Source organism: Citrobacter rodentium NBRC 105723 = DSM 16636, assembly GCF_021278985.1.
Classification (GTDB): domain Bacteria; phylum Pseudomonadota; class Gammaproteobacteria; order Enterobacterales; family Enterobacteriaceae; genus Citrobacter_A; species Citrobacter_A rodentium.
Window position 1 is genome coordinate 4,440,928 of record NZ_CP082833.1, and the last position, 25,659, is coordinate 4,466,586.

The 25,659-nt window shown below is 50.1% G+C and carries 26 protein-coding genes, 1 tRNA gene and 4 pseudogenes; 17 read left to right on the forward strand and 14 right to left on the reverse strand.

Annotated features, from left to right (window positions below):
- Window positions 1–824: 824 nt before the first annotated feature.
- Window positions 825–1,079, forward strand: a pseudogene (locus K7R23_RS21175) (site-specific integrase); the annotation flags it as partial.
- Window positions 1,080–1,354: 275 nt separating this feature from the next.
- Here the strand turns inward: K7R23_RS21175 and K7R23_RS21180 are convergent.
- From K7R23_RS21180 to K7R23_RS21190, 3 genes are all read right to left on the reverse strand, one after another.
- Window positions 1,355–1,855 carry a GNAT family N-acetyltransferase gene (locus K7R23_RS21180; RefSeq protein WP_012905364.1) on the reverse strand — a complete coding sequence of 167 codons (501 nt, stop codon included), beginning with the start codon at window positions 1,853–1,855 and terminating at the stop codon, window positions 1,355–1,357.
- Window positions 1,856–1,865: 10 nt separating this feature from the next.
- Window positions 1,866–2,786 (reverse strand): hypothetical protein, encoded by a 921-nt coding sequence (locus K7R23_RS21185; RefSeq protein WP_012905363.1) that lies wholly within the window; start codon window positions 2,784–2,786, stop codon window positions 1,866–1,868.
- A gap of 67 nt (window positions 2,787–2,853) precedes the next feature.
- Window positions 2,854–3,474, reverse strand: coding sequence for a Crp/Fnr family transcriptional regulator (locus K7R23_RS21190; RefSeq protein ID WP_012905362.1), 621 nt, complete (start codon window positions 3,472–3,474; stop codon window positions 2,854–2,856).
- Window positions 3,475–3,883: 409 nt separating this feature from the next.
- On the opposite strand from K7R23_RS21190, the pseudogene K7R23_RS21200 reads away from it, so the two are divergent.
- A pseudogene (locus K7R23_RS21200) lies at window positions 3,884–4,141 on the forward strand (site-specific integrase); the annotation flags it as partial.
- A 380-nt stretch (window positions 4,142–4,521) separates the two neighbouring features.
- On the opposite strand, the gene K7R23_RS21205 reads toward K7R23_RS21200, so the two are convergent.
- From K7R23_RS21205 to K7R23_RS21215, 3 genes and pseudogenes are all read right to left on the reverse strand, one after another.
- Window positions 4,522–4,896, reverse strand: coding sequence for a hypothetical protein (locus tag K7R23_RS21205; RefSeq protein ID WP_012905360.1), 375 nt, complete (start codon window positions 4,894–4,896; stop codon window positions 4,522–4,524).
- Window positions 4,893–5,432, reverse strand: a complete 540-nt coding sequence (locus tag K7R23_RS21210; protein ID WP_012905359.1) for a lysozyme — start codon at window positions 5,430–5,432, stop codon at window positions 4,893–4,895. Before K7R23_RS21210 ends, K7R23_RS21205 begins: the two co-directional genes overlap by 4 nt.
- Window positions 5,413–5,642: pseudogene (locus K7R23_RS21215) on the reverse strand (class II holin family protein). The gene K7R23_RS21210 and the pseudogene K7R23_RS21215 overlap by 20 nt, the downstream one beginning before the upstream one ends.
- A 175-nt stretch (window positions 5,643–5,817) precedes the next feature.
- Between K7R23_RS21215 and K7R23_RS21220 the strand changes: the two are divergent.
- Window positions 5,818–6,816, forward strand: a complete 999-nt coding sequence (locus K7R23_RS21220) for an acyltransferase (protein ID WP_012905358.1) — start codon at window positions 5,818–5,820, stop codon at window positions 6,814–6,816.
- Between the two features lie 31 nt (window positions 6,817–6,847).
- On the opposite strand, the gene K7R23_RS21225 is transcribed toward K7R23_RS21220, so the two are convergent.
- Together K7R23_RS21225 and K7R23_RS21230 are read right to left on the reverse strand one after the other, a co-directional pair.
- Window positions 6,848–7,372, reverse strand: a complete 525-nt coding sequence (locus tag K7R23_RS21225; RefSeq protein WP_232796089.1) for a hypothetical protein — start codon at window positions 7,370–7,372, stop codon at window positions 6,848–6,850.
- 46 nt (window positions 7,373–7,418) lie between these two features.
- Complete coding sequence (locus K7R23_RS21230) at window positions 7,419–8,474, reverse strand: glycosyl hydrolase family 28-related protein (protein WP_012905356.1); 1,056 nt, start codon at window positions 8,472–8,474, stop codon at window positions 7,419–7,421.
- Window positions 8,475–8,548: 74 nt separating this feature from the next.
- On the opposite strand from K7R23_RS21230, the gene tnpA reads away from it, so the two are divergent.
- From tnpA to K7R23_RS21250, 4 genes and pseudogenes are all read left to right on the forward strand, one after another.
- Window positions 8,549–9,226, forward strand: a complete 678-nt coding sequence (gene tnpA, locus K7R23_RS21235) for an IS66-like element accessory protein TnpA (protein ID WP_012904569.1) — start codon at window positions 8,549–8,551, stop codon at window positions 9,224–9,226.
- A complete protein-coding gene (tnpB, locus tag K7R23_RS21240) occupies window positions 9,226–9,573 on the forward strand; it encodes an IS66 family insertion sequence element accessory protein TnpB (protein WP_012904570.1) in 348 nt (115 codons plus the stop codon). Before tnpA ends, tnpB begins: the two co-directional genes overlap by 1 nt.
- A gap of 19 nt (window positions 9,574–9,592) precedes the next feature.
- Window positions 9,593–11,164 carry an IS66-like element ISCro1 family transposase gene (locus K7R23_RS21245; protein WP_012904571.1) on the forward strand — a complete coding sequence of 524 codons (1,572 nt, stop codon included), beginning with the start codon at window positions 9,593–9,595 and terminating at the stop codon, window positions 11,162–11,164.
- Between the two features lie 133 nt (window positions 11,165–11,297).
- Window positions 11,298–12,131 (forward strand): annotated as a pseudogene (locus K7R23_RS21250) (tyrosine-type recombinase/integrase); the annotation flags it as partial.
- A gap of 82 nt (window positions 12,132–12,213) precedes the next feature.
- Here the strand turns inward: K7R23_RS21250 and K7R23_RS21255 are convergent.
- Window positions 12,214–12,301: transfer RNA gene (locus tag K7R23_RS21255), tRNA-Ser, on the reverse strand.
- 274 nt (window positions 12,302–12,575) lie between these two features.
- Between K7R23_RS21255 and yccA the strand changes: the two genes are divergently transcribed.
- Both yccA and tusE read left to right on the forward strand, forming a co-directional pair.
- Window positions 12,576–13,235: an FtsH protease modulator YccA gene (gene yccA, locus K7R23_RS21260; RefSeq protein ID WP_012905355.1), complete on the forward strand. Its 660-nt coding sequence runs from the start codon at window positions 12,576–12,578 to the stop codon at window positions 13,233–13,235.
- A gap of 90 nt (window positions 13,236–13,325) precedes the next feature.
- On the forward strand, window positions 13,326–13,655 hold the full coding sequence (gene tusE / locus K7R23_RS21265; RefSeq protein ID WP_024132588.1) for a sulfurtransferase TusE: 330 nt from the start codon (window positions 13,326–13,328) through the stop codon (window positions 13,653–13,655).
- Here the strand turns inward: tusE and yccX are convergent.
- The gene (gene yccX, locus K7R23_RS21270; RefSeq protein ID WP_012905353.1) at window positions 13,652–13,933 is read right to left on the reverse strand and encodes an acylphosphatase; all 282 of its coding nucleotides are present in this window, start codon (window positions 13,931–13,933) and stop codon (window positions 13,652–13,654) included. The genes tusE and yccX overlap by 4 nt on opposite strands.
- Before the next feature lie 94 nt (window positions 13,934–14,027).
- On the opposite strand from yccX, the gene rlmI reads away from it, so the two are divergent.
- Entirely contained in the window at window positions 14,028–15,218 is a 1,191-nt protein-coding gene (gene rlmI, locus K7R23_RS21275) for a 23S rRNA (cytosine(1962)-C(5))-methyltransferase RlmI (protein WP_042623199.1), read from the forward strand.
- Between the two features lie 57 nt (window positions 15,219–15,275).
- Entirely contained in the window at window positions 15,276–15,593 is a 318-nt protein-coding gene (hspQ, locus tag K7R23_RS21280) for a heat shock protein HspQ (protein ID WP_012905351.1), read from the forward strand.
- Between the two features lie 52 nt (window positions 15,594–15,645).
- Here hspQ and K7R23_RS21285 read toward each other — a convergent pair whose 3' ends face one another.
- Window positions 15,646–16,059, reverse strand: a complete 414-nt coding sequence (locus K7R23_RS21285) for a CoA-binding protein (RefSeq protein WP_024132586.1) — start codon at window positions 16,057–16,059, stop codon at window positions 15,646–15,648.
- Window positions 16,060–16,232: 173 nt separating this feature from the next.
- On the opposite strand from K7R23_RS21285, the gene K7R23_RS21290 reads away from it, so the two are divergent.
- Both K7R23_RS21290 and mgsA read left to right on the forward strand, forming a co-directional pair.
- Window positions 16,233–16,895 (forward strand): DUF2057 family protein, encoded by a 663-nt coding sequence (locus tag K7R23_RS21290; RefSeq protein ID WP_012905349.1) that lies wholly within the window; start codon window positions 16,233–16,235, stop codon window positions 16,893–16,895.
- Window positions 16,896–16,988: 93 nt separating this feature from the next.
- Entirely contained in the window at window positions 16,989–17,447 is a 459-nt protein-coding gene (gene mgsA, locus K7R23_RS21295; RefSeq protein ID WP_012905348.1) for a methylglyoxal synthase, read from the forward strand.
- Window positions 17,448–17,477: 30 nt separating this feature from the next.
- Here mgsA and helD read toward each other — a convergent pair whose 3' ends face one another.
- Window positions 17,478–19,532 (reverse strand): DNA helicase IV, encoded by a 2,055-nt coding sequence (gene helD / locus K7R23_RS21300; RefSeq protein WP_012905347.1) that lies wholly within the window; start codon window positions 19,530–19,532, stop codon window positions 17,478–17,480.
- Window positions 19,533–19,654: 122 nt separating this feature from the next.
- On the opposite strand from helD, the gene K7R23_RS21305 reads away from it, so the two are divergent.
- Together K7R23_RS21305 and yccS are read left to right on the forward strand one after the other, a co-directional pair.
- The gene (locus K7R23_RS21305) at window positions 19,655–20,101 is read left to right on the forward strand and encodes a YccF domain-containing protein (protein ID WP_024132585.1); all 447 of its coding nucleotides are present in this window, start codon (window positions 19,655–19,657) and stop codon (window positions 20,099–20,101) included.
- Between the two features lie 17 nt (window positions 20,102–20,118).
- Window positions 20,119–22,281 (forward strand): YccS family putative transporter, encoded by a 2,163-nt coding sequence (yccS, locus tag K7R23_RS21310; RefSeq protein WP_012905345.1) that lies wholly within the window; start codon window positions 20,119–20,121, stop codon window positions 22,279–22,281.
- On the opposite strand, the gene K7R23_RS21315 is transcribed toward yccS, so the two are convergent.
- Complete coding sequence (locus K7R23_RS21315) at window positions 22,235–22,864, reverse strand: TfoX/Sxy family DNA transformation protein (RefSeq protein WP_012905344.1); 630 nt, start codon at window positions 22,862–22,864, stop codon at window positions 22,235–22,237. The two genes, yccS and K7R23_RS21315, sit on opposite strands and share 47 nt — an antisense overlap.
- Before the next feature lie 217 nt (window positions 22,865–23,081).
- Between K7R23_RS21315 and sulA the strand changes: the two genes are divergently transcribed.
- Together sulA and ompA are read left to right on the forward strand one after the other, a co-directional pair.
- Complete coding sequence (gene sulA, locus K7R23_RS21320) at window positions 23,082–23,591, forward strand: SOS-induced cell division inhibitor SulA (protein WP_024132584.1); 510 nt, start codon at window positions 23,082–23,084, stop codon at window positions 23,589–23,591.
- 356 nt (window positions 23,592–23,947) lie between these two features.
- Entirely contained in the window at window positions 23,948–25,003 is a 1,056-nt protein-coding gene (gene ompA, locus K7R23_RS21325; RefSeq protein WP_012905342.1) for a porin OmpA, read from the forward strand.
- A gap of 82 nt (window positions 25,004–25,085) precedes the next feature.
- Here the strand turns inward: ompA and matP are convergent, their stop codons facing one another.
- The gene (gene matP / locus K7R23_RS21330) at window positions 25,086–25,538 is read right to left on the reverse strand and encodes a macrodomain Ter protein MatP (RefSeq protein ID WP_024132582.1); all 453 of its coding nucleotides are present in this window, start codon (window positions 25,536–25,538) and stop codon (window positions 25,086–25,088) included.
- Window positions 25,539–25,659 lie beyond the last annotated feature (121 nt).

A 25,659-nucleotide genomic window follows, 5' to 3' on the forward strand; every position in this document is an offset into this window, starting at 1 on the left:
TATTTAAATCTGCCTGGTTTATTTGCTTGTTTTAAAGTAAATAAAAATATAGCTACAAAGCCCCTTTTGCAGAACGACAGAAAACATCAATCCCTTCAGTAATATTTTCTGAATGGCATTATTAATAAAGCAATTACTGACAGTAATTAAGGTGGTTTATTTACTCTTCCCGTTAACGGCTGACCAGGACAAATAAATAAAGAACAGGCAGATTTACAATTACCCACCGCCTCTCACCCAACATTATAAGATGTTGATAATTATAGGTATAACCAACGAATCCTGACACTACATTTAAAATAAATTAACATAAAGAAAACATTTTATGTTGTCTGACTGGCCCTGATATGAGTACAGTTTCAGGGTTAATCAGAGAGTATTTTACACCCCTTCCAGACTGGTTCCTGCAAGTATCTTCGAATACAGGTCCGCCCCCCTGATTCTTTATATTAGCCACGCTAAATTTTCTTCAGGTGTAGTTTTGCATTGCGTAAAAAAACAGTCAATATGCCAGGATGGCCCCCAAAAATCACCCGTCGCTCACCGGAATTATTCTGGTACATAAATTCTCAGTCTTACTTATTCTCCCGCCTTTTTTATCTCATACATATCCAGAACACCCTCACATAAACCAGGATATTTATCCTTGTAAATAAGAATTTTACACATCCCATGCAATCCGTAATTATTTCTCAGACAGCACTTTTTGCTAACTGGTATGGGCCGGAAGGTGGTATTGAATAACCATTTAAATTGTGTGTCTATTGAATTTTTGGTTACGTAAGGGAGCTGTCATCCGCGATGACATTGACCAGCCAATGACCGAGCGCGGACAGTTCATCCGTAAGACGTTCAATAATCACCGGCCAAAAGCTGTTCGGGCTGCACAAAGCGAGCGGGACCGACAACTGGATTACACGTTTCACCATATTAAGGCAAAAACGATTTCAGGTTTTGAGGGCAGTAGCAGGGATAAACGGCTTTTCAGCGGTCACAAAACGGAAAGCCAGGTGCTTATCTACGACAGAAAGGTACAAATCAGCCCGACGTTGGATCGACCGATTATTGGGGAAAAATGAATTTTTATGCAAATGAAGGAACAGGATATTCTTTTTTATTCCTCGCCCCTAAAACAAAAGGGTTACCTTTCGGTAAACCCTTGTTCAATCCGGCGGAAGCGCAGAGATTCGAACTCTGGAACCCTTTCGGGTCGCGGTTTTCAAGACCGAAAAAAACTTGATGTTTCAAAACCGCCATAAGGCTAATATAAATTGTTTTGTCGCATAGACACTTGTTCTTGCCAAACAACGATTTTTTATTTCTCGTTATCATGATTAAGAGTAACACACGTCTATTACTCCCGCAGCAAAGCATATAGTTTGCTGTCATAGAGGTGACCGTTCTTATATGCGGCCTTTTTTAACACGCCCTCTAATTCAAAACCGTTTTTTTCAAGAAGCCTGCATGAACCCAGATTATGAGAAAAGACGATTGCATATAATCGGATGATATTGCAATTTTGGAATGAAAGCTGCACCATCTGTTTTACCGCTTTTGTCATGACCCCTTTTCCCCAGTAATCTTCTCCAAGCCAGTATCCAAGTTCTGCGCTTTTCTCATAAATATCAGAGCCTACTGTAATACCGATACCGCCCACCGCTTGACCGTCAATGACGATTGCAAGGTTGCGAGTTTTCTGTAAATCTTGCGTTTGGCAAAATTCAATAAAGCGCACAGCATCTTCTTCCGTATAGGGGTAGGGAAAGATATTTCTCAAATTTCGGGCAATGTTCTGATTATTGGCATGGCGCACCAGATCGTGAACATAGTCTAAAGACCATTCTTTTAATTCCATAAATTTCCTCCTAAAGCAATAACAACCTTTCCAAACCAAGACCACTTATTAAACACCGATTTTTCTTACTCCTTGTCATTTTGCTAATCCAGTCAACAAAACCACCATCGCCAATTTCAATTTGCTCGTTATCTTTTTGCACATAAATCTTAAAATTGATTCCTTTGTAGTAGTTGTTATTCTCACTTTTTAGATCAACAGAAACAGGAGTACCAGGAAACACCTCTTTTATAACAGAGTACATTTCTTCAAAAAAGTCCTCATAGGCTGTATATCCAGTTCGCCGTCTTAGCACAATCGTCATTTTACGATGGTATCTTCTCTGTACTAAATTATCATAGAATTGAAGATGGTGCTTTAACAGCTCCTTTTCACACAGATAAGAACCCTTATCCTTTGCGGTGGATACAATGCAAAAAATCCCAAAATGTGCATATGAATTTTCGCCTTCCCACTTCTGACCTCTGACTACGCGTGTCGTCGTCGCATAATGTGTACAGCGGGTATGGTCAATTTGGTTGTTCAATATATCATTGGCAAGCATGATTGCCAGAATATTAGACGGGTCGGAAAGCACCTCAACATTCCGTACCGCACTTAATACATTGTTTTGGTTTACACAGCCAAACACACTACAACTACCAATCGGTGCAACCGGGGACAATAATTTGTTTGTAATTCCGGCTTTTGATGTCATTGATAATAGTTCCAGTTCTAACTGGAGCAGTTTAATCGGGTCAAAGCTGCCCGGAGCAACAAAGCGGTTTTCCCTGAATGTATGCAGAACTTTTTGTGGTGAGGATTTCGCTGTTCTTAGTAAAAAGAGTTTCAATAAAACAGAATTGAAGTCTGCTGTATTCAAAGGACTTATTCTGTCGAAAAAGTCCTGTATTTCTATTTTTTCTAATATTCTTTTGCAAATTTTATCCATGAAGATCTCTCCTTTTTTTTCAGCATAGTAAAAGTGAGAAACCCCATCAAGGTCAATTGACCCACCCTTATAAATATGGCACACTTTTTTGGAGTTGTGTCATATCCTTAATCAAAAACGTGTTGTTACTATATGAAACTATCCCCTCGTTCTCACAAGTGCTGATAGCCCTGTTCAAACTGCGAATGGGTGTGTTAATTTCCTTTGATAAATTTGCTTTTGTGAGATTTTGCAAAGTGCCTCGTCGAGAATGTATCAGAATACTTCTCAAAAGTCTTTCTTTCACGGTAAGGCTTAGTAAATGTTCTACCAATTCAGCGTTTATTATCAATTTATTTGCTAATTCCTTAATTAAAAATTTAGTAGCCTCAAAATCAGATTGTAACCATGACAGAAAGTCTGTTTTATAAAGTCGTTTGGCAATACATGATGTAACGGCTGTAATCTCAACGGGTTTCCTTCCATCGTAGAATGGTTCTATTTCACCGAAAAAACTTCCTTTTTCATACAAATGCAGAGTAGCAAATGTTCCGTGAGGGCTTTGAATATACGCCTCAGCTGTGCCCTCCATCAAGAAATAAATGTAGTTATTCTCCCGCCCTGCAAATAATATTGTTTCATTGGGATTATAAATTTTAGTTTCCAACTTCTCTTTCACACGGCCAGGCATAATATCATAAAAAAACATTGCACTCTCCTCTTGTTATTCAACAACTATTACCATAAATATTGGTGTAAAGAAAACGCCTAAATTATCTTCAGGCAACCAATATTTTATTCGTATTTTAACTTTTTCCTTCTTCCAACACTAAGCTTTTCCAGAATGTGCGGCGTGCTGTTGAAGGCAACCAGCGTTCAGTATTCAGGATACCCGAACAGACCAGTCGCACTCAGCCATGCCTCACAGATATAGCTCCCCTCGGTATCGCACGCTCCACCATTTACGACTGAATGAATCCCAAATCGCCCCGTTAACGATCCAACATTTCCCGGACCGGTTCAGCCCGGCCAAAAATCTGTTGGCTGGCGTGAAAATGATTTGAATAACGGCACAGAAAGAATGTCCGAAGCTGTCACCTGACGCGCTGGTGCTTTACAACAACGATCATGGACAGTTCATCCGTAAGACGTTCAATAATCGTTGGCTAAAAGCTGTTCGGGCTGCACAAAGCGAGCTGGGCCGACAACTGGATTACACGTTTCACGATATTAAGGCAAAAGCTATTTCAGATTTTGAGGGCAGTAGCAGGGATAAGCAGCTTTTCAGCGGTCACAAAACGGAAAGCCAGGTGCTTATTTATGACAGAAAGGTACAAATCAGCCCGACGTTGGATCGACCGGTTATTGGGGAATAAGTGAATTTTTATGCAAATGGAGGGACAGGAAATTCTTTGAGAGTATTCTTTGCCTCAAAACAAAGGGGCTAGCTGATTGCTAGCCCCTTGTTTAATCTGGCGGAAGCGCAGAGATTCGAACTCTGGAACCCTTTCGGGTCGCCGGTTTTCAAGTACGATAAAATAATTATAAATATCAGTAAAATAGATACATTAAGAAGAATATAGTAAAAATTAACGCAGTATATAAATCAAAAATCTACATGTAATTTAGTATCTATATTCTTCTACTTTTATGCTATTCCATCGCTTTATACCACACCTACCAACGGTACTTATCCAGCCGCAATTGGCGCAGACATTCAGCAGTTTCAATGTCTGCCTGCAGGTCTTCGTCGCTGTCATTTCCTGCTTTTCTCGCTCCACTGCACGGTTCCTGCATCAAATCCGCGGATGGAGTTGGCCGCGTCGAGGGCGCGCTGACGCGGCTGCACAGCGTGATCGTCAAAATCGCACTTAGTATGATTCGGGTCGTTAACATATTTCACCACGTCTCGGTAAATCGTCCGGTAAATCACCTTTCCTTCTGCGCTGGCCGTTGCCGCTTTTTGCTCGCCGGTGGCAACGGCTTTCTCAGCCTTTTTGTTCTTCGCTGCATGTTCGCTGTTAATCTTGTCGCTGTGGGCGTACCAGCCTTTCTGGTAACCGGCATAGTATGCGCCGGCAAACATCCCAAGCAGAACGGCCTGCGCTAACAGCTTCGATTTAATGGTCACTGGTCTATCCCCCAGCACGCAAGCGCGCTTTCCTGATCCCGACACTCAACCTGACCATAGCAGCCATTCTTCTGGCCTTTTGTCAGCCGACAGTCGCGGCCACCGTCTTTAATCCACCAGCGGATCGCTTCACAAGCCCCTTTGCGGTCACCGGCATTGATGCGCTTGAAGAACGTTGAGGGGAAACATTTACCGGGGCCGATGTTGTACGGGCAGAATGAAGCAATACCTGCTTTCTGCGGTTCGGTCAGCGGCACCTTGATATTCAGGTTAACCCACGCCAGTGCCTTATCCCGTTCGATGGCGTTTACCCGGTCACATTTAGCTTGCGTCAGCTTCATGCCTTGCACCACCAGCTTATCATCAACCATCGTAGCGCCGCGACAAATCGTCCAGATCCCACCGCCGTCTTTGTGCGCAGGGAAGCTGTTACCCTCTTTCTCGTTCAGGAACTGATCGAGTATCACCGGGGCGGAGGCGCCTGATAAGACTAGGGCCAGAACAGCAGCACTGAGCTTAGTTTTGCTGGTAGCCATTGTCACGAGCCTCTTTCCAGCGATCATCTTTGATTTTGAAATACAGATTTGTCAGGTAGGTCAACAAGCTCAACAAGAAGCTGCCGAGAACCCCAATGGCAGCCCACTGGCTCGGGCTCACCTTATCGAGAAGTGCAGCAACCAATAACCAAAGCTACCAATAGACGTACCATACGACAGCCCTGCCGCTGCATCTGAAAGGTTGTTCATCCTCATACCTTACCCCAGAGGGAAATGTATAAACTTCCGTGAGGGTAAAGCGTTAGGGTGGTCGGAATCCCGACCATATAGAGGAGGTCGATCAATAGTCTTTGTGGTGCTAAACTTCGGTCCTCTTCAAATAGACTGATTTACATAAATTTTTAACGTTAAGGATAATTGTATAATGAGCACTGTGGCAGGGCGTAGTTACGATATCGATCTTGCAAGAACACTTTCGTGCTTCCTTGTTGTCATGACACATGTTACCGCATACTGGAATTATAAGTTTCAGCCGGTCTGGGAGGTGGTTAACTTTTACAATTCCCTATCCAGGTGCGCAGTTCCAATTTTTATTATGATATCGGGAATTCTATTGGTTAAAAAAGATATCGATCCAGCCACTTTCTACAAGAAAAAGTTTCCTAAAGCTATTGCCGCACTACTGGCATGGTCTGCTTTTTATTACATATTCTATGATAACAACCCTACCATTACCGGTTTCTTTATTAAAATATTAACCGGTCAGGCCATGTATCACCTTTGGTATCTATACTTCCTACTAGGAATGTATTTGATAACACCAATAATATCATTAGCATACTTTGGCATGAGCGACAAGCAGCGGCTTTTCTTCTTCATTACTATAATTGTGCTTTTTCAGTTTAATGTAATCAAGTCATTAACCGGGTTAAGCCTTCAATCAAAATTCAACATGGACTCTATCGTTACTCTTAGCTGGTATATGTTTGTCGGTAAATACGTCTACGACTTAAAGGATAAAATAAGAAGCAAAATAGTATTATCAGTTATGTTTATTTCTTCTATTGCATTCACAGCGATCATGAATGAATGGTACTCCCACTATATCGGAAGCCCTAGCCAGGCATTCCTTGATAACTTCGCGCTGAATACATTCATTGCAGCATGCTCTCTACTATTATTGTCCACAAAGGTAAATTTTACTTACTTAAATAAAATTTCACATAAAATAAGCGGATATACATTTGCTATTTATTGCATCCACCCTGCCATACTAATCCCACTAAAACAAACAGTGTGGGAACTTAGTTGGGGCAACTCAATGACATACTTCCTCCCTTTGGTTTGCGTGTTCATGTTCATTATTTCTTTATGTATATCATATATTTTAAAGAGCATCCCAGTAATTAGATACGTTTGTTGAAAATGTCGCCCTCAAAAGAGGGCGAAAATATTTACAATCTTCTTATCTTCCATCTCGGAGTGATGGTAAATAACCCATTTAAGGTGAAAACACCACTCATCACAAATGTTGTTGTACCCAGTCTTGTGGCATTAGATACTCTATAAGAAATCGTATATTCACAAGCATCTGTAGTACTATCATAACCATTTGAAGTAACTGTAAATGACGGGACAGCAAGCAATGATGAATTATCTTTTGCTGATGAGTGAATCTTTGCAACATAAATCCGTGTTCCAGCTGCAGAAGACTCAGGCAAAGTTATAGCGATCATATATTTTTCTAATCCTTGTATGTATGTCTCGCTAATGCTTTTAGTTAAGGCAGAAATTTCAAGCATCATTTGCCGAGGATTTTGCCCAACTGGGACATATACTTTAAATACATGTACTGGGGAGGTGGATGTATTTGACTTATAATTTACATAGGAGGGAATTATAGAGTTCCAGTCTATTATAGACTGTGGTCTAGGATCTAAATGCAGCGCTGTGCTGTGCATGGCAGTACCATCCCACAATCCAGTTCTACCATAGTCCGCACCATCAGCAAAACCGCCAGCTATCTCACGGTAACGATGGAACCAAGCTTTTGTATTGTTGGCATTTAATGTGACGCTTGGAGAATTGGACCAACCGCTGTCGAAGTAGACTGTATGTTTTACCAAGGCTTCCTGGAGTGCTACCTAGACGTAACATGCAGTCTTTAACTGTGACACTTTGAGTGGTGCTTTGCCCTTCGATTAGGTATACACCACCAGTAGAAATATCGTTTTCTACATAGCAATTATCTATTAAAACATCATAAGGGATTATTGTGGTATAGAACTTGACTCTCGCCTCACCAATCGTTTCGAGTGATCCCCCTGTGAATTTAATAGCCTGAATCCTACAATATATTGCCAGAGAATGTTTTTGAGGCTCAGCACACCATACATTACTAAACTCAAGATTATTAACCTCCTCTGATGGATGGTTGAATCCGAGGCGTATATGAGCCCCTGTAAGTACTACAGAAGATGAGCTTCGTCGGAATCTGATATTTCGATATACCGAGTACCAGCATTTATCGATATCCAGCCCGAAGTGGAAGTCCTCAAGGATGCAGTTCAGGACGCCCCCATTATCGGAATTGTAGTAACTAGATATTCCCTTCATACCTAGGTTATCTTTGTTTCCCTTAAGCGCAATAGTGTCGACTCTGGAGCGGAATCCGGTCAGGGTGATCAGGTAGCCTGTGTTTGTGTTGGCGGAAGCATCAATGGTTGTGAAAAGGTCCTCACCTATCAAAGAAGATCCGTTAGGTAGCACTATCCCTGCGCCATTGTAAATGTAGGTTCCGTGAGGGAAGTAAAGCCGCCGGAAATTGGTGATAAAGCTTGATTCGGTAAGCGCTGCGCAGGCTGCATCGATTGCCGCCGTATCATCAGTCACGCCATCTCCCTTTGCACCCCAATCTTTGACGTTAACGTAGTCTGTGTTCAGATCATGCTGCGTTCTTGCAACGGTATCGGAATAAGGCTGCTTTACCGCGATCAGCGCATCACCTTTACCATCTTCACTACTGGCAAGATCAATAAGAACGTCACTTGCGGTATCCTGCCCCCAGGGTTTATAAAACAAAATATTGCTCCTACTTCAAACGTAAGCGTCTCATTTAAACCGTCTGGTCTGTTTCCTCCGGCTCCACAAAAATAATGTCCATCATTTTTAGTGGACACTATCGTATGGAATACCGGACCTGGATTACTGAAGCTTTACGCCTTCACTTCGAAGAACATTTACCTCGGGTTGTGGCCGGACGTCGCCTGGGTGTACCAAAATCAACAGTTTGTAGTATGTTCGTGCGCTTTCGGAGAGCTGGCCTTTCGTGGCCTTTGCCCGCAGGCATGTCGGAGCAGGAACTTGATGCCTGCCTTTACGGACAATTTTCCACGGTACCAGTCGTACGTCCTGAAAGCACCGTTATATCCGAAACCCCCGTGGTAAAAAAACGTCCCCGGCGGCCCAACTTCCCTTATGAGTTTAAAATCGCCTTAGTGGAGCAGTCACTGCAGCCCGGAGCCTGTGTGGCGCAGATCGCCCGGGAAAACGGAATCAACGATAACCTGCTCTTCAACTGGCGCCATCAATACCGGAAAGGTGGCCTGCTGCCTTCCGGAAAAAATATGCCGGCACTGCTTCCCGTGACGTTAACGCCGGAGCCGGATAATAAAATCCCGGCCCCCGCACAGGAACCAGAGCAGATAAATACACCGTCCGACAGTCTGTGTTGTGAGCTGGTTCTGCCGGCCGGAACTCTCAGGCTTAAAGGTAAACTGACGCCGGCGTTATTACAGACACTTATCCGCGAAATAAAAGGGAGCAGCCACTGATGATATCTCTCCCTGCAGGTTCGCGTATCTGGCTGGTTGCAGGTATCACCGATATGCGAAATGGCTTTAACGGCCTGGCATCAAAAGTTCAGAACGTCCTGAAGGATGACCCGTTCTCCGGACACCTGTTCATCTTCCGCGGACGCCGGGGTGACCAGATAAAAGTGTTGTGGGCTGACAGTGACGGACTGTGCCTCTTCACCAAACGCCTGGAGCGGGGCCGCTTCATCTGGCCAGTCACCCGTGACGGCAAGGTGCACCTTACTCCGGCTCAGTTATCCATGCTTCTTGAAGGTATCAACTGGAAGCACCCGAAACGAACGGAACGCGCTGGAATCCGCATATAACCCGTTGTAAAGTGAGGATATGGACACCTCACTTGCTCATGAGAACGCCCGCCTGCGGGCACTGTTGCAGACGCAACAGGACACCATCCGCCAGATGGCCGAATACAACCGCCTGCTCTCACAGCGGGTGGCGGCTTATGCTTCCGAAATCAACCGGCTGAAGGCGCTGGTTGCGAAACTGCAACGTATGCAGTTCGGTAAAAGCTCAGAAAAACTTCGCGCAAAAACCGAACGGCAGATACAGGATGCACAGGAGAGAATCAGCGCACTTCAGGAAGAAATGGCTGAAACGCTGGGTGAGCAATATGACCCGGCACTGCCATCCGCCCTGCGCCAGTCTTCAGCCCGTAAACCGTTACCGGCCTCACTTCCCCGTGAAACCCGGGTTATCCGGCCGGAAGAGGAATGCTGTCCTGCCTGTGGTGGTGAACTCAGTTCTCTGGGATGTGATGTGTCAGAGCAACTGGAGCTTATCAGCAGCGCCTTTAAGGTTATCGAAACACAACGTCCGAAACTGGCCTGTTGCCGGTGCGACCATATCGTGCAGGCACCAGTACCTTCAAAACCCATTGCACGCAGTTATGCCGGAGCGGGGCTTCTGGCCCATGTTGTCACCGGGAAATATGCAGACCATCTGCCGTTATACCGCCAGTCAGAAATATACCGTCGTCAGGGAGTGGAGCTGAGCCGTGCCACACTGGGGCGCTGGACAGGTGCTGTTGCTGAACTGCTGGAGCCGCTGTATGACGTCCTGCGCCAGTATGTGCTGATGCCCGGTAAAGTCCATGCTGATGATATCCCCGTCCCGGTCCAGGAGCCGGGCAGCGGTAAAACCCGGACAGCCCGGCTGTGGGTCTACGTCCGTGATGACCGTAACGCCGGTTCACAGATGCCCCCGGCGGTCTGGTTCGCGTACAGCCCGGACCGGAAAGGCATACATCCACAGAATCACCTGTCCGGTTACAGCGGAGTGCTTCAGGCCGATGCTTACGGTGGCTACCGGGCGTTATACGAATCCGGCAGAATAACGGAAGCCGCGTGTATGGCCCATGCCCGGAGAAAAATCCACGATGTGCATGCAAGAGCGCCAACCGATATCACCACGGAAGCCCTGCAGCGTATCGGTGAACTGTATGCCATCGAAGCAGAAGTCCGGGGATGTTCAGCAGAACAGCGTCTGGCGGCAAGAAAAGCCAGAGCTGCGTCACTGATGCAGTCACTGTATGACTGGATACAGACTCAGATGAAAACACTGTCGCGTCACTCGGATACGGCAAAAGCGTTCGCATACCTGCTGAAACAGTGGGATAGCCTGAACGTGTACTGCAGTAATGGCTGGGTGGAAATCGACAACAACATCGCAGAGAACGCCTTAAGGGGAGTGGCCGTAGGCCGGAAAAACTGGCTGTTCGCGGGTTCTGACAGCGGTGGCGAACATGCGGCGGTGTTGTACTCGCTGATCGGCACATGCCGTCTGAACAATGTGGAGCCAGAAAAATGGCTGCGTTACGTCATTGAGCATATCCAGGACTGGCCGGCAAATCGGGTACGCGATCTGTTGCCCTGGAAAGTTGATCTGAGCTCTCAGTAAATATCAATACGGTTCTGGCGAGCCGCTTACCTTCAAACCGACATCAAAAGAGAGTTATTCCCTCGGCCCTCTGACAATGTCGATGGCTGAGTTATGGGCTAAGTATGATGCCATGCTCGCTGAAATGGCCGACGTTATGACGTTCACTAAACTATGGAATAAATTTCTTGCGAGTCCTTACTTTCTGGACCTCAGCCCACGCACTCAGACGGACTATCTGCAACATCAAAAAAACTGCTTGCTGTGTTTGGCAAGATGAAAGCCGATAACATCAAGCCCGAGCATGTTTGCGCATTTATGGATAAGCGCGGATTGCAAAGCAAGACACAGGCAAACCATGAGAAAAGCAGTATGTCCCGCGTTTTCCGGTGGGGATACGAACGGGGATATGTTAAGAGCAATCCATGCAAGGGGGGTGAGTAAATTTTCGAAAAAGGCACGCGACGTGTACACGCCTGATGAGCACTATTATCAGATATATCAGGAGGCAAACACTAAATTAAAAATAGTAATGGAAATAGCGTATCTTTGCGCAGCGCGCCTGGGTGATGTTCTGGATTTGAAATGGTCAGAGATTATGGAGGATGGAATATTTATCGAGCAGAACAAAACAGGTAAAAAGCAGATTAAGAAGTGGACGCCTCGCCTTCACGCAGCAATCGACTTAGCACACCAGTTGCCCGGAAATAAAACCACCGGTTACGTGATCCCTGGCCCAAGCGGAGGCAAGATCAATAAAAAGACGCTAAACAACTGGTGGAACAAAGCGAAGAGAATGGCTAAAGGTAAACTGGGGTATGCCATACCGAGCACTTTCCATGACCTGAAGGCAAAATCTATTTCTGACTATGAAGGGAGCACCCGCGACAAACAACTTTTCAGCGGACATAAAACTGAGGGACAGGTACTGGTTTATGACCGCAAAACGAAGGTCACACCCACACTGGATCTGCCCATTGTTGAGTAAAATATTCTACGAAAATATTCTACGAACGTTCTACGAACCCAAAAAACAAAGGGGTTACCTTTCGGTAACCCCTTGTTTAATCTGGCGGAAGCGCAGAGATTCGAACTCTGGAACCCTTTCGGGTCGCCGGTTTTCAAGACCGGTGCCTTCAACCGCTCGGCCACACTTCCGGAATGACGCGAACTATAAACATCCCGATGCGTCGTGTAAAGCCCGAATGCGTTCGTTTGGCTGAAAAACAGGCAAAATAGTGTTAATAGCCTGAAATAACAACAAATTGACCAATTAATCAGCATAACCTCCCCCCTTTACTGCGCTGTGCGTGAAGGGATAATGAAACCTGATGCAGATCAAATGAGTAAAGATGGGTAAAACCACTGGTCGCCTCGCCCGGGATTTCATTATCCTTCATCATTAATTACATCTGTCATAAGAGAGTGACTCATGGATCGTATTGTTAGTTCTTCACATGACCGTACATCGCTACTCAGCACGCATAAGGTGCTGCGTAACACCTATTTCCTGCTGAGCCTGACGCTGGCGTTTTCCGCGATAACAGCAACAGCCAGCACCGTTCTGATGCTGCCGTCTCCGGGTCTGATTCTGACTCTGGTGGGTATGTATGGACTGATGTTCCTGACCTATAAAACCGCGAACAAGCCGAGCGGCATTATCTCCGCCTTCGCCTTCACCGGTTTTCTGGGCTACATCCTTGGCCCTATCCTCAACGCTTATCTGTCGGCGGGAATGGGTGACGTTATCGGTATGGCGCTGGGTGGAACCGCGCTGGTATTCTTCTGCTGCTCTGCATACGTACTGACGACGCGCAAAGATATGTCCTTCCTCGGCGGTATGCTGATGGCCGGTATCGTCGTGGTGCTGATTGGTATGGTTGCGAATATCTTCCTGCAACTGCCGGCGCTGCATCTGGCGATTAGCGCGGTGTTTATCCTGATTTCTTCGGGCGCAATCCTGTTTGAAACCAGCAATATCATCCGTGGCGGTGAGACCAACTATATTCGTGCGACGGTCAGCCTCTACGTTTCGCTGTACAACATCTTTGTCAGCCTGCTCAGCATCCTAGGCTTCGCCAGCCGCGACTAAACGTAATCTCGCGTTACCCCGGCCCCGCTTATGCGGGGCTTTGTTTTTTGCTAAACTGCCGCCTGATTATCTGACGTAGTGTGAAGAGTTATGTTGATCTTTGAAGGCAACGAAATTGCAACCGATAGCGAAGGCTATCTGCAGGACACCGCCCAGTGGAGCGAACCGCTGGCGACGGTCATCGCGAAAAATGAAGGCATTATCCTCTCCCCTGAACACTGGGAAGTGGTGCGCTTCGTGCGGGAGTTCTATCTGGAATTTAATACCTCGCCCGCCATCCGTATGCTGGTAAAAGCAATGGCCAATAAATTCGGTGAGGAAAAAGGCAACAGCCGCTACCTGTACCGCCTGTTTCCTAAAGGTCCGGCTAAACAGGCCACCAAAATTGCAGGCCTGCCCAAGCCGGTAAAATGCATTTAATAGCGAATAGTGAAGCCGTTTAACTCATCGCGCGGTCGGTGCGGCTCACTGAGCACCCTGTCGACACGGGCCGAGCGCGGCCCGCCGTCTTTCAGCCATTTCATTAACTTCTCGACCTGCTGCGCTTCGCCGCAGGCCACGACCTCCACGCTGCCGTCATCCCTGTTTTTCGCATAGCCGGTCAACTCCAGTCGGCGCGCTTCCTGCTGCGTGGTATAGCGGAACCCCACGCCCTGCACCCGACCATAAACCCACGCGATAATGCAGACTCTCGACATTGCTTCTCTCCTTCTCTTGCCCGGGCGCGTTGCAAATCCGCGAAAAACTCAGGACAATGGCGCCCATTTCTTTGACTCGACAGAACTGTAAATTATGAGTGTACGTTTAGTGTTAGCCAAAGGCCGCGAAAAATCATTGCTTCGCCGCCATCCGTGGGTCTTTTCCGGTGCCGTTGCCCGTATGGAAGGTAAAGCCAGCCTCGGTGAAACCATCGATATTGTTGACCATCAGGGTAAATGGTTAGCGCGCGGCGCATATTCTCCGGCGTCGCAGATCCGCGCGCGCGTCTGGACTTTTGATCCGTCAGAATCTGTCGATATCGCCTTTTTTACCCGTCGTCTGCAACAGGCGCAGCAGTGGCGCGACTGGCTGGCGAAAAAAGATGGCCTGGACAGCTACCGTCTTATCGCCGGTGAGTCCGACGGTTTACCGGGCGTGACTATCGACCGTTTCGGCCATTTCCTGGTGTTGCAGTTACTCAGCGCGGGCGCGGAATATCAGCGTGCCGCATTGATTAGCGCCCTGCAAGCGCTGTATCCCGAATGTGCGATTTATGACCGCAGCGACGTCGCGGTGCGTAAAAAAGAGGGGATGGATCTGACGCAGGGGCCGGTCACTGGCGAACATCCTCCGGCGCTGTTAGCGATAGAGGAACACGGAATGAAGCTGCTGGTGGATATTCAGGGCGGCCATAAGACCGGCTACTATCTTGACCAGCGCGACAGCCGACTGGCGGTGCGGCGATATGTGGCCAATCAGCGCGTTTTGAACTGCTTCTCATACACCGGCGGGTTTGCCATCTCTGCACTGATGGGCGGCTGCCGCCAGGTGGTAAGCGTCGATACCTCACAGGAAGCGCTGGATATCGCCAGGCAAAACGTCGAACTGAACAAGCTGGACCTCAGCAAAGCGGAATTTGTTCGTGACGACGTGTTTAAGCTGCTGCGCGCCTTTCGCGAACGCGGCGAGAAATTTGACGTCATCGTGATGGACCCGCCGAAGTTTGTGGAGAATAAAAGCCAGCTGATGGGCGCCTGTCGGGGCTATAAGGACATTAACATGCTGGCGATTCAACTGCTCAATCCCGGCGGCGTGCTGCTGACCTTCTCCTGTTCCGGCCTGATGACCACGGATTTATTTCAGAAAATCATCGCCGATGCAGCAATAGATGCGGGTCGTGATGTACAATTTATAGAGCAGTTCCGTCAGGCCGCCGATCACCCGGTGATCGCCACCTACCCGGAAGGGCTGTATCTGAAAGGGTTTGCCTGTCGCGTCATGTAACTTGAAAAGTGGAATTATGCCCTTATATATAGGGTAATGATTTCCCGGGAGGTGACTATGATTGCCAGCAAATTCGGTATCGGCCAGCAGGTCCGCCATTCCCTGTTAGGTTATCTCGGAGTGGTCATGGATATCGACCCGGTCTATTCGCTTGAAGAGCCGTCACCTGATGAACTGGCGGTTAACGACGAGCTTCGCGCCGCTCCGTGGTATCACGTGGTGATGGAAGACGATGACGGCCAGCCGGTTCATACCTATCTTGCCGAAGCACAGCTACGCAGCGAAACGCAGGACGAACACCCTGAACAGCCTTCAATGGACGAGCTTGCGCAAACTATCCGCAAGCAGTTACAGGCGCCTCGCTTACGTAACTGAGTTGACGTTGTGTTTATGCCCGATAACGTAGTTTATCGGGCCACTTGCGTTTTTACTTCGTCAGCCCCAGACGGGGGATCTCAATCGCCGGACAACGGTCCATAACCACCGTCAGCCCCGCTTCGCGCGCCAGCACCGCGGCCTGCTCATTGATGACGCCAAGCTGCATCCACAGCGTTTTCGCGCCTATCGCTATCGCTTCCTGCGCCACGCCCCATGCCGCTTCAGAATTGCGGAACACATCAACCATATCCACTTTTTCCGGTACGTCAGCCAGCGTCGCATAGCCCTGCTGGCCGAGCAGCGTTTTTCCCGCCACTTTCGGCGAGACAGGGATTACATGGTATCCCTGATCGAGTAAATACTTCATCACCCGGTAGCTTGGACGATCGGGTTTGTCGCTTGCCCCCACCAGTGCAATGGTGCGGGTTGAGGTCAAAATATCGGCAATATCGCTCTCTTTCATCATCTTCCTCCAGGCTGTTTTGCAAAGTGTACGACAATCCTGACTACCCAACCATCTGTCCCATCCGTAAGTATGAGAGCAAAAGTCAAAAACATGTCTATATGTTAGTAAACATGATTGTCGAAAAATTTTGATACATTGTTACCCGGGCGGTCTTTGGACAGGAGAACCTTATGAAAACCGGCGCTGCGACGTTAATTTTTGCCCTGTGTTTGCCGGTTACCGTTTTCGCCACCACGCTCCGCCTCTCCACCGATATCGACCTGCTGGTGCTGGACGGCAAAAAAGTCTCCAGCTCGCTGCTGCGGGGCGCGGACAGCATTGAACTGGACAACGGTCCCCACCAGCTCGTCTTTCGGGTGGAGAAAACCATTGTCCTCGCCAGCCACCAGGAGCAGCTGTATATCTCGCCGCCGCTGGTGATAAGCTTCGATACACAACGGGTTGGACAGGTGAATTTCCGCCTGCCGCGGCTGGAAAATGACCGGGACGCCAGCCATTTCAACGCCTCGCCGCGGCTGGAGCTGCTGGACGGCGACGCAATGCCGATTCCGGCGCGACTCGATCTGCTCGCCATCACATCCACCGCGAAGCCCATTGATTTTGAAATGGAAACCGAGCGCTATAATAAGGCAGCGAAGCGCGCCTCTTTGCCGCAGTTCGCCACAATAATGGCCGATGACAGCACCCTGCTTTCCGGCGTCTCCGAACTCGATACCCTTCCACCGCAGTCCCGAACGCTCACCGAGCAACGTTTAAAATACTGGTTCAAACTGGCCGACCCGCAAACCCGCAATACCTTTTTGCAGTGGGCGGAAAAGCAGCCTTCGTCCTGATGTTTTTGCCCCGCCCGGCATTTTTTTCGTCTTTCTCTTGCAGCGTCAGTCACTTCCAGTACTCTGTAGCAAAATCAACCTGGAAAGTGAATTATGGAACTGACAACCCGCACATTGCCTGCGCGCAAACATATTGCGCTGGTGGCTCACGATCACTGTAAAAAGATGCTGATGAGCTGGGTGGAGCGGCACCAGCCGCTGCTGGATAAACACGTGCTCTACGCTACCGGCACGACCGGCAATCTCATCCAGCACGCAACGGGAATGAACGTTAACGCGATGCTAAGCGGCCCAATGGGTGGCGATCAGCAGGTGGGCGCGCTGATCTCGGAAGGCAAAATTGACGTACTGATTTTCTTCTGGGACCCGCTCAATGCCGTGCCGCACGACCCGGACGTTAAAGCCCTGCTGCGCCTGGCAACCGTCTGGAATATTCCCGTCGCCACCAACGTCGCCACCGCAGACTTCATCATCCAGTCCCCGCACTTTAATGACAATGTGGACGTATTGATTCCGGACTATCAGCGCTATCTGGCGGAGCGTCTTAAATAAGCAGTTACAGGCGGCGACCGCCGCCTGGCCTCAGGGTTTTCTCGCCGTCGGCACGTCAAGATCTTTAAGATTTTCCACAAAGCGCGAAGGGTTCGCTTTATTATAAAGAAGCCAGACGCGGTGGCGGGCGCGCGTCAGCGCCACGTAAAGCAGCCGCCGCTCTTCGGCATCGGCAAAGTCTTCGACAGGCGGCAATAGCGCCTCTTCCATGATCGACTCTCGCGCTGGCGCCGGGAAGCCATCGTTGCCCTCCTGCAAACCGACGATAATCACATAATCCGCCTGCTGCCCCTTGCTGGCGTGAATGGTCATAAAATCAAGCTGTAGCTTCGGCCAGCGGGTCGCCGCCTTTTCCAGACTCTCCGGCTTCAGATAGTGGTAACGCGCCAGCACCAGGATTCGCTCATCGGCTTTCGCATAACCGGACAGCTTATCCAGCAGCGCATCCAGCTGCGTTTCATCCAGTAAGGTCACCGCTTTCTTGTCTCCCGCCGTCAGGCTGTTAAGCGGTTTCTTAAGCTGGTGGGGATTCTGTTGAATAAAGCGGTTGGCGACTTCGCCAATCCGGTTGTTAAAACGATAAGTTGTATCAAGGTCACAGCGATCGCCGTCGCCGAAGGTCTGATGAAAGGCGGTGGTCAGGGAGAGCTGCGCGCCGCTGAAACGGTAAATGGCCTGCCAATCATCACCGACGGCAAACAGCGTGGTCTGGCTGTTTTGCTTACGCAACGCCGCCAGCAGGGCCGCCCGCTGTGGCGAGATATCCTGAAACTCGTCAACCAGAATATGCTTCCAGGGACTGACGAAGCGCCCTTTCTCCAGAATCACAATCGCCTGATGGATAAGCCCCGAAAAATCGACCGCATTTTCGGCTTTCAGCGCGCTTTTCCACGCTTTCAACAGCGGCGCCATAAGCTTAATACGTTTACTGAACAGATCGCGGATGGCTTCCGGCGCGCCGGCGATCATTTCCGCCTGCGCGCCGCCGTGCATTCGCATCAGGCTGACCCAGCGATCGAGGCGTGGCGCCAGACGACGCTGCAATTTTTCATCGTCCCAGAAATTACCTTCCGCCACCGTCCACTGCATCTCCTCTTCCAGCCACTGACGCCAGCCCTTGGCATGCGCTTTTTTCTCGCTGCACTGCTGACGCCAGGCGCTGATAAACAGCTTATGCCTTGCCGCGCTGTCATTTTCCAGCTTACTGACCGTCGGCGCTTTTTTGCTGCCCTGCCGGATAATATGCAGCGCGAGGGCATGAAACGTGCGCGCAGTAATCGCATCGGTATGCAGCCGTTCACGGATACGTTCATCTATCTCCTGCGCCGCCTGGCGACCAAAGGCCAGCAGCAAAATTTGTTCCGCGGCGGCTTCCCCCCGGGCCAGCAGCCAGCCCGCGCGCGCCACCAGAACGGAGGTTTTACCGCTTCCCGCACCGGCCAGCACCAGTAAAGCGCGCTCGCCATTGACCACCGCACGCGCCTGCGCCGGATTCAGCGGCGAGGATTCCACCTGCCGGAAGAATTCAGCATACTCGTTCAGCATGGCGTCGGTATAAGCCTGATTATGCGCAAGACGGCACGCATCGATATCTTTCAGCCACGCCTGACACTGCTTTAACGCCTCCCGGCAGTTATCAAGTTCCAGCAGTCTGTTGAGCGGCAAAGGCAGGGCGGCAAAAGCCCGCAGGATCTGTTGCTGTACGCCAGCCGTCTGCTCGCGCGTCAGCCAGGCGTGTTGCCCGGTTCGCGCGGCGATAGCCTCCAGCTGCTGCTGAAGCACGCCAGCCGCCACTTCGCTCATCTCCTGACTCCACTGCTGCCAGCGGGCGTTCAGATGGTGATGAAAGCGCTGGGTCTCCGCCCATTCCGTACCGTGCAGGCGCACCACTTTTTCATCCGGCAGGACAAATTCCAGCTCGCCCCATACCAGGCCACGCTTGCAGTGAATAGCCATTAACTGATTGAAGGGAATAAGGTATTCGTGGCGCTCGCCCGAAACTTTAACGCCGGCATTCAGAATCTCCGCCCGATCGTACGGGTGTTGCGCCAGACGTTTCCCCAGTGAAGTTGCTTTCAGTTCCATGACTCAGCCAATCCAGACAATGAGAATTTCTTCTCAGTGTACCTGCCAGAGAAAACGTGCTCCAGCCCAAAAAAACGTTACAATTGCCGCAATCACAGAAAACCAGGAACAACCGAGGGTTTATGCGTACCGTTCTGAATATTTTGAATTTTGTACTGGGGGGTTTTGCCACCACGCTGGCATGGTTGCTGGCGACTCTGCTGAGTATCGTGCTTATCTTCACCCTGCCGCTCACCCGCTCCTGCTGGGAGATAACCAGACTGTCGCTGCTGCCTTTCGGCAATGAAGCGATCCATGTCGATGAGCTGAATCCGACGGGCAAAAGCGCGTTAATGAATACTGGCGGCACCCTGTTAAATATTTTCTGGCTGATCTTTTTTGGCTGGTGGCTGTGCCTGATGCATATTGCTTCCGGCATCGCGCAGTGCATCACCATTATTGGTATTCCGGTGGGCATCGCCAACTTTAAAATTGCCGCGATTGCCCTGTGGCCGGTTGGCCGTCGCGTCGTCCCGGTAGAAACCGCGCGCGCAGCGCGTGAAGCAAACGCCCGTCGCCGTTTTGAGTGATCAGGAACCAGGCCGTTATGTTAAGTCCCCTGCTTCGCCGTTATACCTGGAACAGCACCTGGCTCTATTATGTGCGAATTTTTATCGCCCTGTGCGGAACCACCGCGCTGCCCTGGTGGCTGGGTGATGTAAAACTGACCATCCCGCTGACGTTAGGAATGGTGGCGGCAGCGCTGACCGATCTCGACGATCGTCTTGCGGGCCGTCTGCGCAACCTGATCATTACCCTGATCTGTTTTTTCATCGCCTCCGCGTCGGTGGAGCTGCTTTTTCCTTACCCCTGGCTTTTCGCCATCGGCCTGACGCTTTCCACCAGCGGCTTTATTCTGCTTGGCGGGCTTGGGCAGCGGTATGCCACCATCGCCTTCGGCGCGCTGTTGATTGCCATTTACACCATGCTCGGCACCTCGCTGTACGCGCACTGGTATCAACAGCCGATTCTGCTGCTGGCGGGCGCCATCTGGTACAACGGACTGACGCTTATCGGCCACCTTTTATTTCCCATCCGCCCGCTTCAGGACAATCTGGCGCGCAGCTATGAACAGCTGGCGCATTATCTGGAGCTGAAATCGCGGCTGTTTGATCCGGATATTGAAGATGACAGCCAGGCGCCGCTGTATGACTTAGCGCTGGCCAACGGGCAACTGATGGCGACGCTGAACCAGACCAAAGTCTCGCTGCTCAGCCGTCTGCGCGGCGACCGGGGTCAGCGGGGAACGCGGCGGACCCTGCACTACTACTTCGTCGCCCAGGATATTCATGAGCGGGCAAGCTCTTCCCATATTCAGTACCAGACGCTGCGTGAGCACTTCCGCTACAGCGACGTGATGTTCCGTTTCCAGCGTCTGATGTCGATGCAGGGCCAGGCCTGCCTGCAGCTGTCGCGCAGTATTCTGCTGCGTACGCCCTATCAGCACGATCCGCATTTCGAACGCGCCTTTACCCATCTGGATGCGGCGCTTGAGCGGATGCAGGCGAGTGGCGCCGCTGCCGATTTGCTGAAGACGCTGGGATTTTTGCTGGCTAACCTGCGGGCTATTGACGCGCAGCTGGCGACCATTGAATCCGAGCAGGCGCAGGCGATGCCGCGCAGCGAGTCTGAAAACCAGCTTGCAGACGACAGTCCTCACGGAATGAGCGATATCTGGCTGCGGCTGAGCCGTAATTTCACCCCGGAATCGGCCCTTTTCCGCCATGCGGTGCGGATGTCGCTGGTGCTGTGCGTCGGCTACGCCATTATTCAGATTACCGGCATGCACCACGGTTACTGGATCCTGCTGACCAGCCTGTTCGTCTGTCAGCCCAACTACAACGCCACGCGCCGCCGTCTGGCGCTGAGGATCGTTGGCACGCTTGTCGGGGTAGCCATTGGGTTGCCGATTCTGTGGTTCGTCCCTTCGCTGGAAGGTCAGCTTATTTTGCTGGTGATTACCGGCGTGCTCTTTTTTGCTTTCCGTAACGTGCAGTACGCCCACGCCACCATGTTTATCACCCTGCTGGTGCTGCTGTGCTTTAACCTGCTCGGCGAAGGTTTCGAGGTTGCTCTGCCGCGGGTGATTGATACGCTGATCGGCTGCGCTATCGCCTGGGCGGCGGTCAGTTTCATCTGGCCGGACTGGCGTTTTCGTAACCTGCCACGGGTGCTGAAACGCGCGACTGATGCTAACTGTCGTTACCTGGACGCCATCCTTGAGCAATACCACCAGGGACGCGATAACCGGCTGGCATACCGTATTGCGCGCCGTGACGCCCATAATCGCGATGCTGAACTGGCGTCGGTCGTCTCAAATATGTCCAGCGAACCGGACGTCACTGCGCAGACGCGAGAGGCAGCGTTCCGCTTACTCTGCCTCAACCATACGTTTACCAGCTATATTTCCGCGCTTGGGGCGCATCGTGAACAGCTCACAAACCCCGAGGTGCTGACATTACTGGATGACGCCGTCTGCTATGTCGATGACGCCTTGCATCATCTTCCCGCAGACGAAGCGCGGGTACAGCAGGCATTAGCTGAACTAAAGCTGCGCATACAGCACCTTGAACCACGCCTGGACAGCAAAGAGCCCCTGGTAATTCAGCAGGTCGGTTTGCTCATCGCGCTGCTTCCCGAGATTGGTCGCCTGCAGCGGCAGATCACTCAATCTTCAGCGGATACATCGGCTCCTGCGCCAGCGATTTAACCCACTCAGCAAGCTCCCGGCGGCGCGTCGCCGGGAGCGCCGCTTCATGAACGCCATAAATCGCCCCTTCGAGAATATAAAGAATTTTGTCGGTTATCGATTTATTGAGCTGCTTCAGACGCAGCCAGCACATTTTTGCCCCCAGGATGCGTAACGTGCTGACGTCATTAATCCCCACCTCATTAAGTAAACTCTCCAGATGAAAGGTCATATTGGGCAGATCCTTTAACCGACGCTGAGCGCCGCGCCTGAGTTTCTCTTGCAATGCCGCATCAAGGGAAAATTTCGATAAACGGATCAGCTGTTGCTGATCGCGCCAGAGACTTTCATCCACCTGATAGTAATTGAGCATAACGGGACGCCCGCGTTTCATAAAGGTCAGCCAGACAGGGGAGTGTTTCACACAATACTGTACGCTCTGCTCGCAGGCGCGCAGATAAAGCTCGCCGTCAGCAACCATTGCAAAGACGGTATCCTGGATAGTCAGACTGTAACTGCCGAACAGCGAACGGTACTGAATATTACCCAGCGAAGATAAGTATTCTTGCGATTTATAGATCCTGTCATAGGAGTGAACTTTCATAAAATTCCCTTTTAAATCATAAAGTAAATAAATGATTTGTCATAACGGATCCGCTAATGACGAAAATAGGCAACTTATTATCAGGGGGCAAGTTGTATTTCGTTTTTACCGTAACAACGAATAAAAATTGCGAGACGGTTTCCGAAAATAAAGTTGATCTTTTACGGCATCAGGGTTACTGTACATCCATACAGTAACTCACAGGGCTGGATTGATTATGTACACTTCAGGCTACGCAAATCGTTCTTCGTCATTCACCTCAACAGCGAACAAAATGGCGCGCGTCTCATCTGAGAAAGCCTCTGCCGGGCTGATTAGCGAAGTGGTCTATCGCGAGGACCAGCCCATGATGACGCAGTTACTGCTGTTACCCCTTCTCCAGCAGCTTGGCCAGCAATCGCGCTGGCAGCTGTGGCTGACGCCGCAACAAAAACTGAGCCGCGAATGGGTGCAGTCCGCCGGGCTGCCGCTCGCTAAAGTGATGCAAATTAATCAGCTTTCGCCCTGCCATACGCTGGAGTCGATGGTACGGGCGCTGCGCACCGGCAACTACAGCGTGGTGATCGGCTGGCTGGCTGAGGAGTTAACGGAAGAAGAACACGCCGAACTGGTAAAAGCCGCCGATGAGGGTAATGCGATGGGCTTTATCATGCGGCCGGTTAGCGCACATGCTCATGCCACGAGACAGCAAACCGGGTTAAAAATTCATTCAAATTTGTATCACTGAAGAAAATTAGGATTTATCCTGGAATTTTTTTTCGCTTCGCCTGTCGGCTTTGACGCTTAACGTTTTTTTTTGCGGGAACGCTTGTCGGAAGCGGTTTCCGCGAATTTTAGCTGCCCGTTACTCTGCGTCAATTGTTAAATAATTTGTATACAAGCACTTTTTTTTCATATGCCTGACAGGGTTCACACTTGTAACTTTTCAACTACGTTGTAGACTTTACATCGCCAGGGGTGCTCGGCATAAGCCGCAGATATCGGTAGAGTAACTATTGAGCATGGCCCCCGGTGAAGGATTTAACCGTGTTATCTCGTTGGAGATATTCATGGCGTATTTTGGATGATAACGAGGCGCAAAAAATGAAAAAGACAGCTATCGCGATTGCAGTGGCACTGGCTGGTTTCGCTACCGTAGCGCAGGCCGCTCCGAAAGATAACACCTGGTACACTGGTGCTAAACTGGGCTGGTCTCAGTACCACGACACCGGTTTCATCGACAACAATGGCCCGACCCACGAAAACCAACTGGGTGCCGGCGCCTTTGGTGGTTATCAGGTTAACCCGTACGTTGGCTTTGAAATGGGTTACGACTGGTTAGGTCGTATGCCGTACAAAGGCAGCGTAGAAAACGGCGCTTACAAAGCTCAGGGCGTTCAGCTGACCGCTAAACTGGGTTACCCAATCACTGACGATCTGGACATCTACACTCGTCTGGGTGGTATGGTATGGCGTGCGGACACCAAGTCTCACAATAACCTGACTGGTGCCTCCACTAAAGACCACGACACCGGCGTTTCTCCGGTATTCGCAGGTGGTATCGAGTGGGCTATGACCCGTGACATCGCTACCCGTCTGGAATACCAGTGGACCAACAACATCGGTGACGCTAACACCATCGGTACGCGTCCGGACAACGGCCTGCTGAGCGTAGGTGTTTCTTACCGTTTCGGTCAGCAGGAAGAAGCTGCGCCGATCGCTCCGGCTCCGGCACCGGCTCCGGAAGTACAGACCAAGCACTTCACTCTGAAGTCTGACGTTCTGTTCAACTTCAACAAAGCAACCCTGAAGCCAGAAGGCCAGCAGGCGCTGGATCAGATGTACAGCCAGCTGAGCAACCTGGATCCGAAAGACGGTTCCGTCGTGGTTCTGGGCTTCACTGACCGTATCGGTTCTGACACTTACAACCAGGGTCTGTCCGAAAAACGTGCTCAGTCCGTTGTTGATTACCTGATCTCTAAAGGTATCCCGGCTGACAAGATCTCCGCACGTGGTATGGGCGAATCCAACCCGGTTACCGGCAGCACCTGTGACAACGTGAAAGCTCGCGCTGCACTGATCGACTGCCTGGCCCCGGATCGTCGCGTAGAGATCGAAGTTAAAGGCGTTAAAGACGTTGTAACTCAGCCGCAGGCTTAAGTTTCCGTCTGATAAAAAACCCCGCGCTGCGGGGTTTTTTTATGGCTTCCGTCCGTCACTCATGGCGTAAGAACAAAAACGTTCACTCCTTTCCCAGCAAGGCCTGCAGGTCCTGCTTGAGTGAAGACATCTTAGTGGCATACTTCTCTTTATTCTCGGCGTCTTCGATAAGCTGCACGATGGTTTCCGACAGCGTTTTGCCACGCCGTTGCGCCAGGCCCGCCAGACGTTGCCAGACCAGAAACTCCAGATCGATTGATTTCTTGCGCGTATGCTGATGTTCAGCGTTAAAATGCCGTTTACGTCTGGCGCGTATCGTCTGCTTCAGCCGGTTAAACAGCGCCGGGTTCAGGTGCTCTTCAATCCAGACATTCACCCGCACAGGTTCATTTTCAAGAGTAAGTAACATCTCCACGGCCTCCTGGGCAGCGCTGGCCTCCACGTAGCGGGTGATTAATTCCCCCTCGCGGTGCTTCTTCACCAGATACTTCCACTTCCAACCGCTTTCAAGGTTTTCAAGTTGTTGATATTTCATGGCGATCTCAATGTTACCGTGTCACTCCTATCAGAATATCAGCTTTTTCGCCTTCTGAAGAAGAGAAACTTCAGACTGTGAGCACCCCGGCAACCCGTCGGTGCGTTTGCTTTCGCTTTCC

What these genes read in the sequence shown, in the direction of transcription:
- K7R23_RS21180 (WP_012905364.1), bottom strand. Translation starts at nt 1,855, where the DNA reads ATGGAATTAAAAGAATGGTCTTTAGACTATGTTCACGATCTGGTGCGC.
- K7R23_RS21185 (WP_012905363.1), bottom strand. Translation starts at nt 2,786, where the DNA reads ATGGATAAAATTTGCAAAAGAATATTAGAAAAAATAGAAATACAGGAC.
- K7R23_RS21190 (WP_012905362.1), bottom strand. Translation starts at nt 3,474, where the DNA reads ATGTTTTTTTATGATATTATGCCTGGCCGTGTGAAAGAGAAGTTGGAA.
- K7R23_RS21210 (WP_012905359.1), bottom strand. Translation starts at nt 5,432, where the DNA reads ATGGCTACCAGCAAAACTAAGCTCAGTGCTGCTGTTCTGGCCCTAGTC.
- K7R23_RS21220 (WP_012905358.1), top strand. Translation starts at nt 5,818, where the DNA reads ATGAGCACTGTGGCAGGGCGTAGTTACGATATCGATCTTGCAAGAACA.
- tnpA (WP_012904569.1), top strand. Translation starts at nt 8,549, where the DNA reads ATGTCCATCATTTTTAGTGGACACTATCGTATGGAATACCGGACCTGG.
- tnpB (WP_012904570.1), top strand. Translation starts at nt 9,226, where the DNA reads ATGATATCTCTCCCTGCAGGTTCGCGTATCTGGCTGGTTGCAGGTATC.
- K7R23_RS21245 (WP_012904571.1), top strand. Translation starts at nt 9,593, where the DNA reads ATGGACACCTCACTTGCTCATGAGAACGCCCGCCTGCGGGCACTGTTG.
- yccA (WP_012905355.1), top strand. Translation starts at nt 12,576, where the DNA reads ATGGATCGTATTGTTAGTTCTTCACATGACCGTACATCGCTACTCAGC.
- tusE (WP_024132588.1), top strand. Translation starts at nt 13,326, where the DNA reads ATGTTGATCTTTGAAGGCAACGAAATTGCAACCGATAGCGAAGGCTAT.
- yccX (WP_012905353.1), bottom strand. Translation starts at nt 13,933, where the DNA reads ATGTCGAGAGTCTGCATTATCGCGTGGGTTTATGGTCGGGTGCAGGGC.
- rlmI (WP_042623199.1), top strand. Translation starts at nt 14,028, where the DNA reads ATGAGTGTACGTTTAGTGTTAGCCAAAGGCCGCGAAAAATCATTGCTT.
- hspQ (WP_012905351.1), top strand. Translation starts at nt 15,276, where the DNA reads ATGATTGCCAGCAAATTCGGTATCGGCCAGCAGGTCCGCCATTCCCTG.
- K7R23_RS21285 (WP_024132586.1), bottom strand. Translation starts at nt 16,059, where the DNA reads ATGAAAGAGAGCGATATTGCCGATATTTTGACCTCAACCCGCACCATT.
- K7R23_RS21290 (WP_012905349.1), top strand. Translation starts at nt 16,233, where the DNA reads ATGAAAACCGGCGCTGCGACGTTAATTTTTGCCCTGTGTTTGCCGGTT.
- mgsA (WP_012905348.1), top strand. Translation starts at nt 16,989, where the DNA reads ATGGAACTGACAACCCGCACATTGCCTGCGCGCAAACATATTGCGCTG.
- helD (WP_012905347.1), bottom strand. Translation starts at nt 19,532, where the DNA reads ATGGAACTGAAAGCAACTTCACTGGGGAAACGTCTGGCGCAACACCCG.
- K7R23_RS21305 (WP_024132585.1), top strand. Translation starts at nt 19,655, where the DNA reads ATGCGTACCGTTCTGAATATTTTGAATTTTGTACTGGGGGGTTTTGCC.
- yccS (WP_012905345.1), top strand. Translation starts at nt 20,119, where the DNA reads ATGTTAAGTCCCCTGCTTCGCCGTTATACCTGGAACAGCACCTGGCTC.
- K7R23_RS21315 (WP_012905344.1), bottom strand. Translation starts at nt 22,864, where the DNA reads ATGAAAGTTCACTCCTATGACAGGATCTATAAATCGCAAGAATACTTA.
- sulA (WP_024132584.1), top strand. Translation starts at nt 23,082, where the DNA reads ATGTACACTTCAGGCTACGCAAATCGTTCTTCGTCATTCACCTCAACA.
- ompA (WP_012905342.1), top strand. Translation starts at nt 23,948, where the DNA reads ATGAAAAAGACAGCTATCGCGATTGCAGTGGCACTGGCTGGTTTCGCT.
- matP (WP_024132582.1), bottom strand. Translation starts at nt 25,538, where the DNA reads ATGAAATATCAACAACTTGAAAACCTTGAAAGCGGTTGGAAGTGGAAG.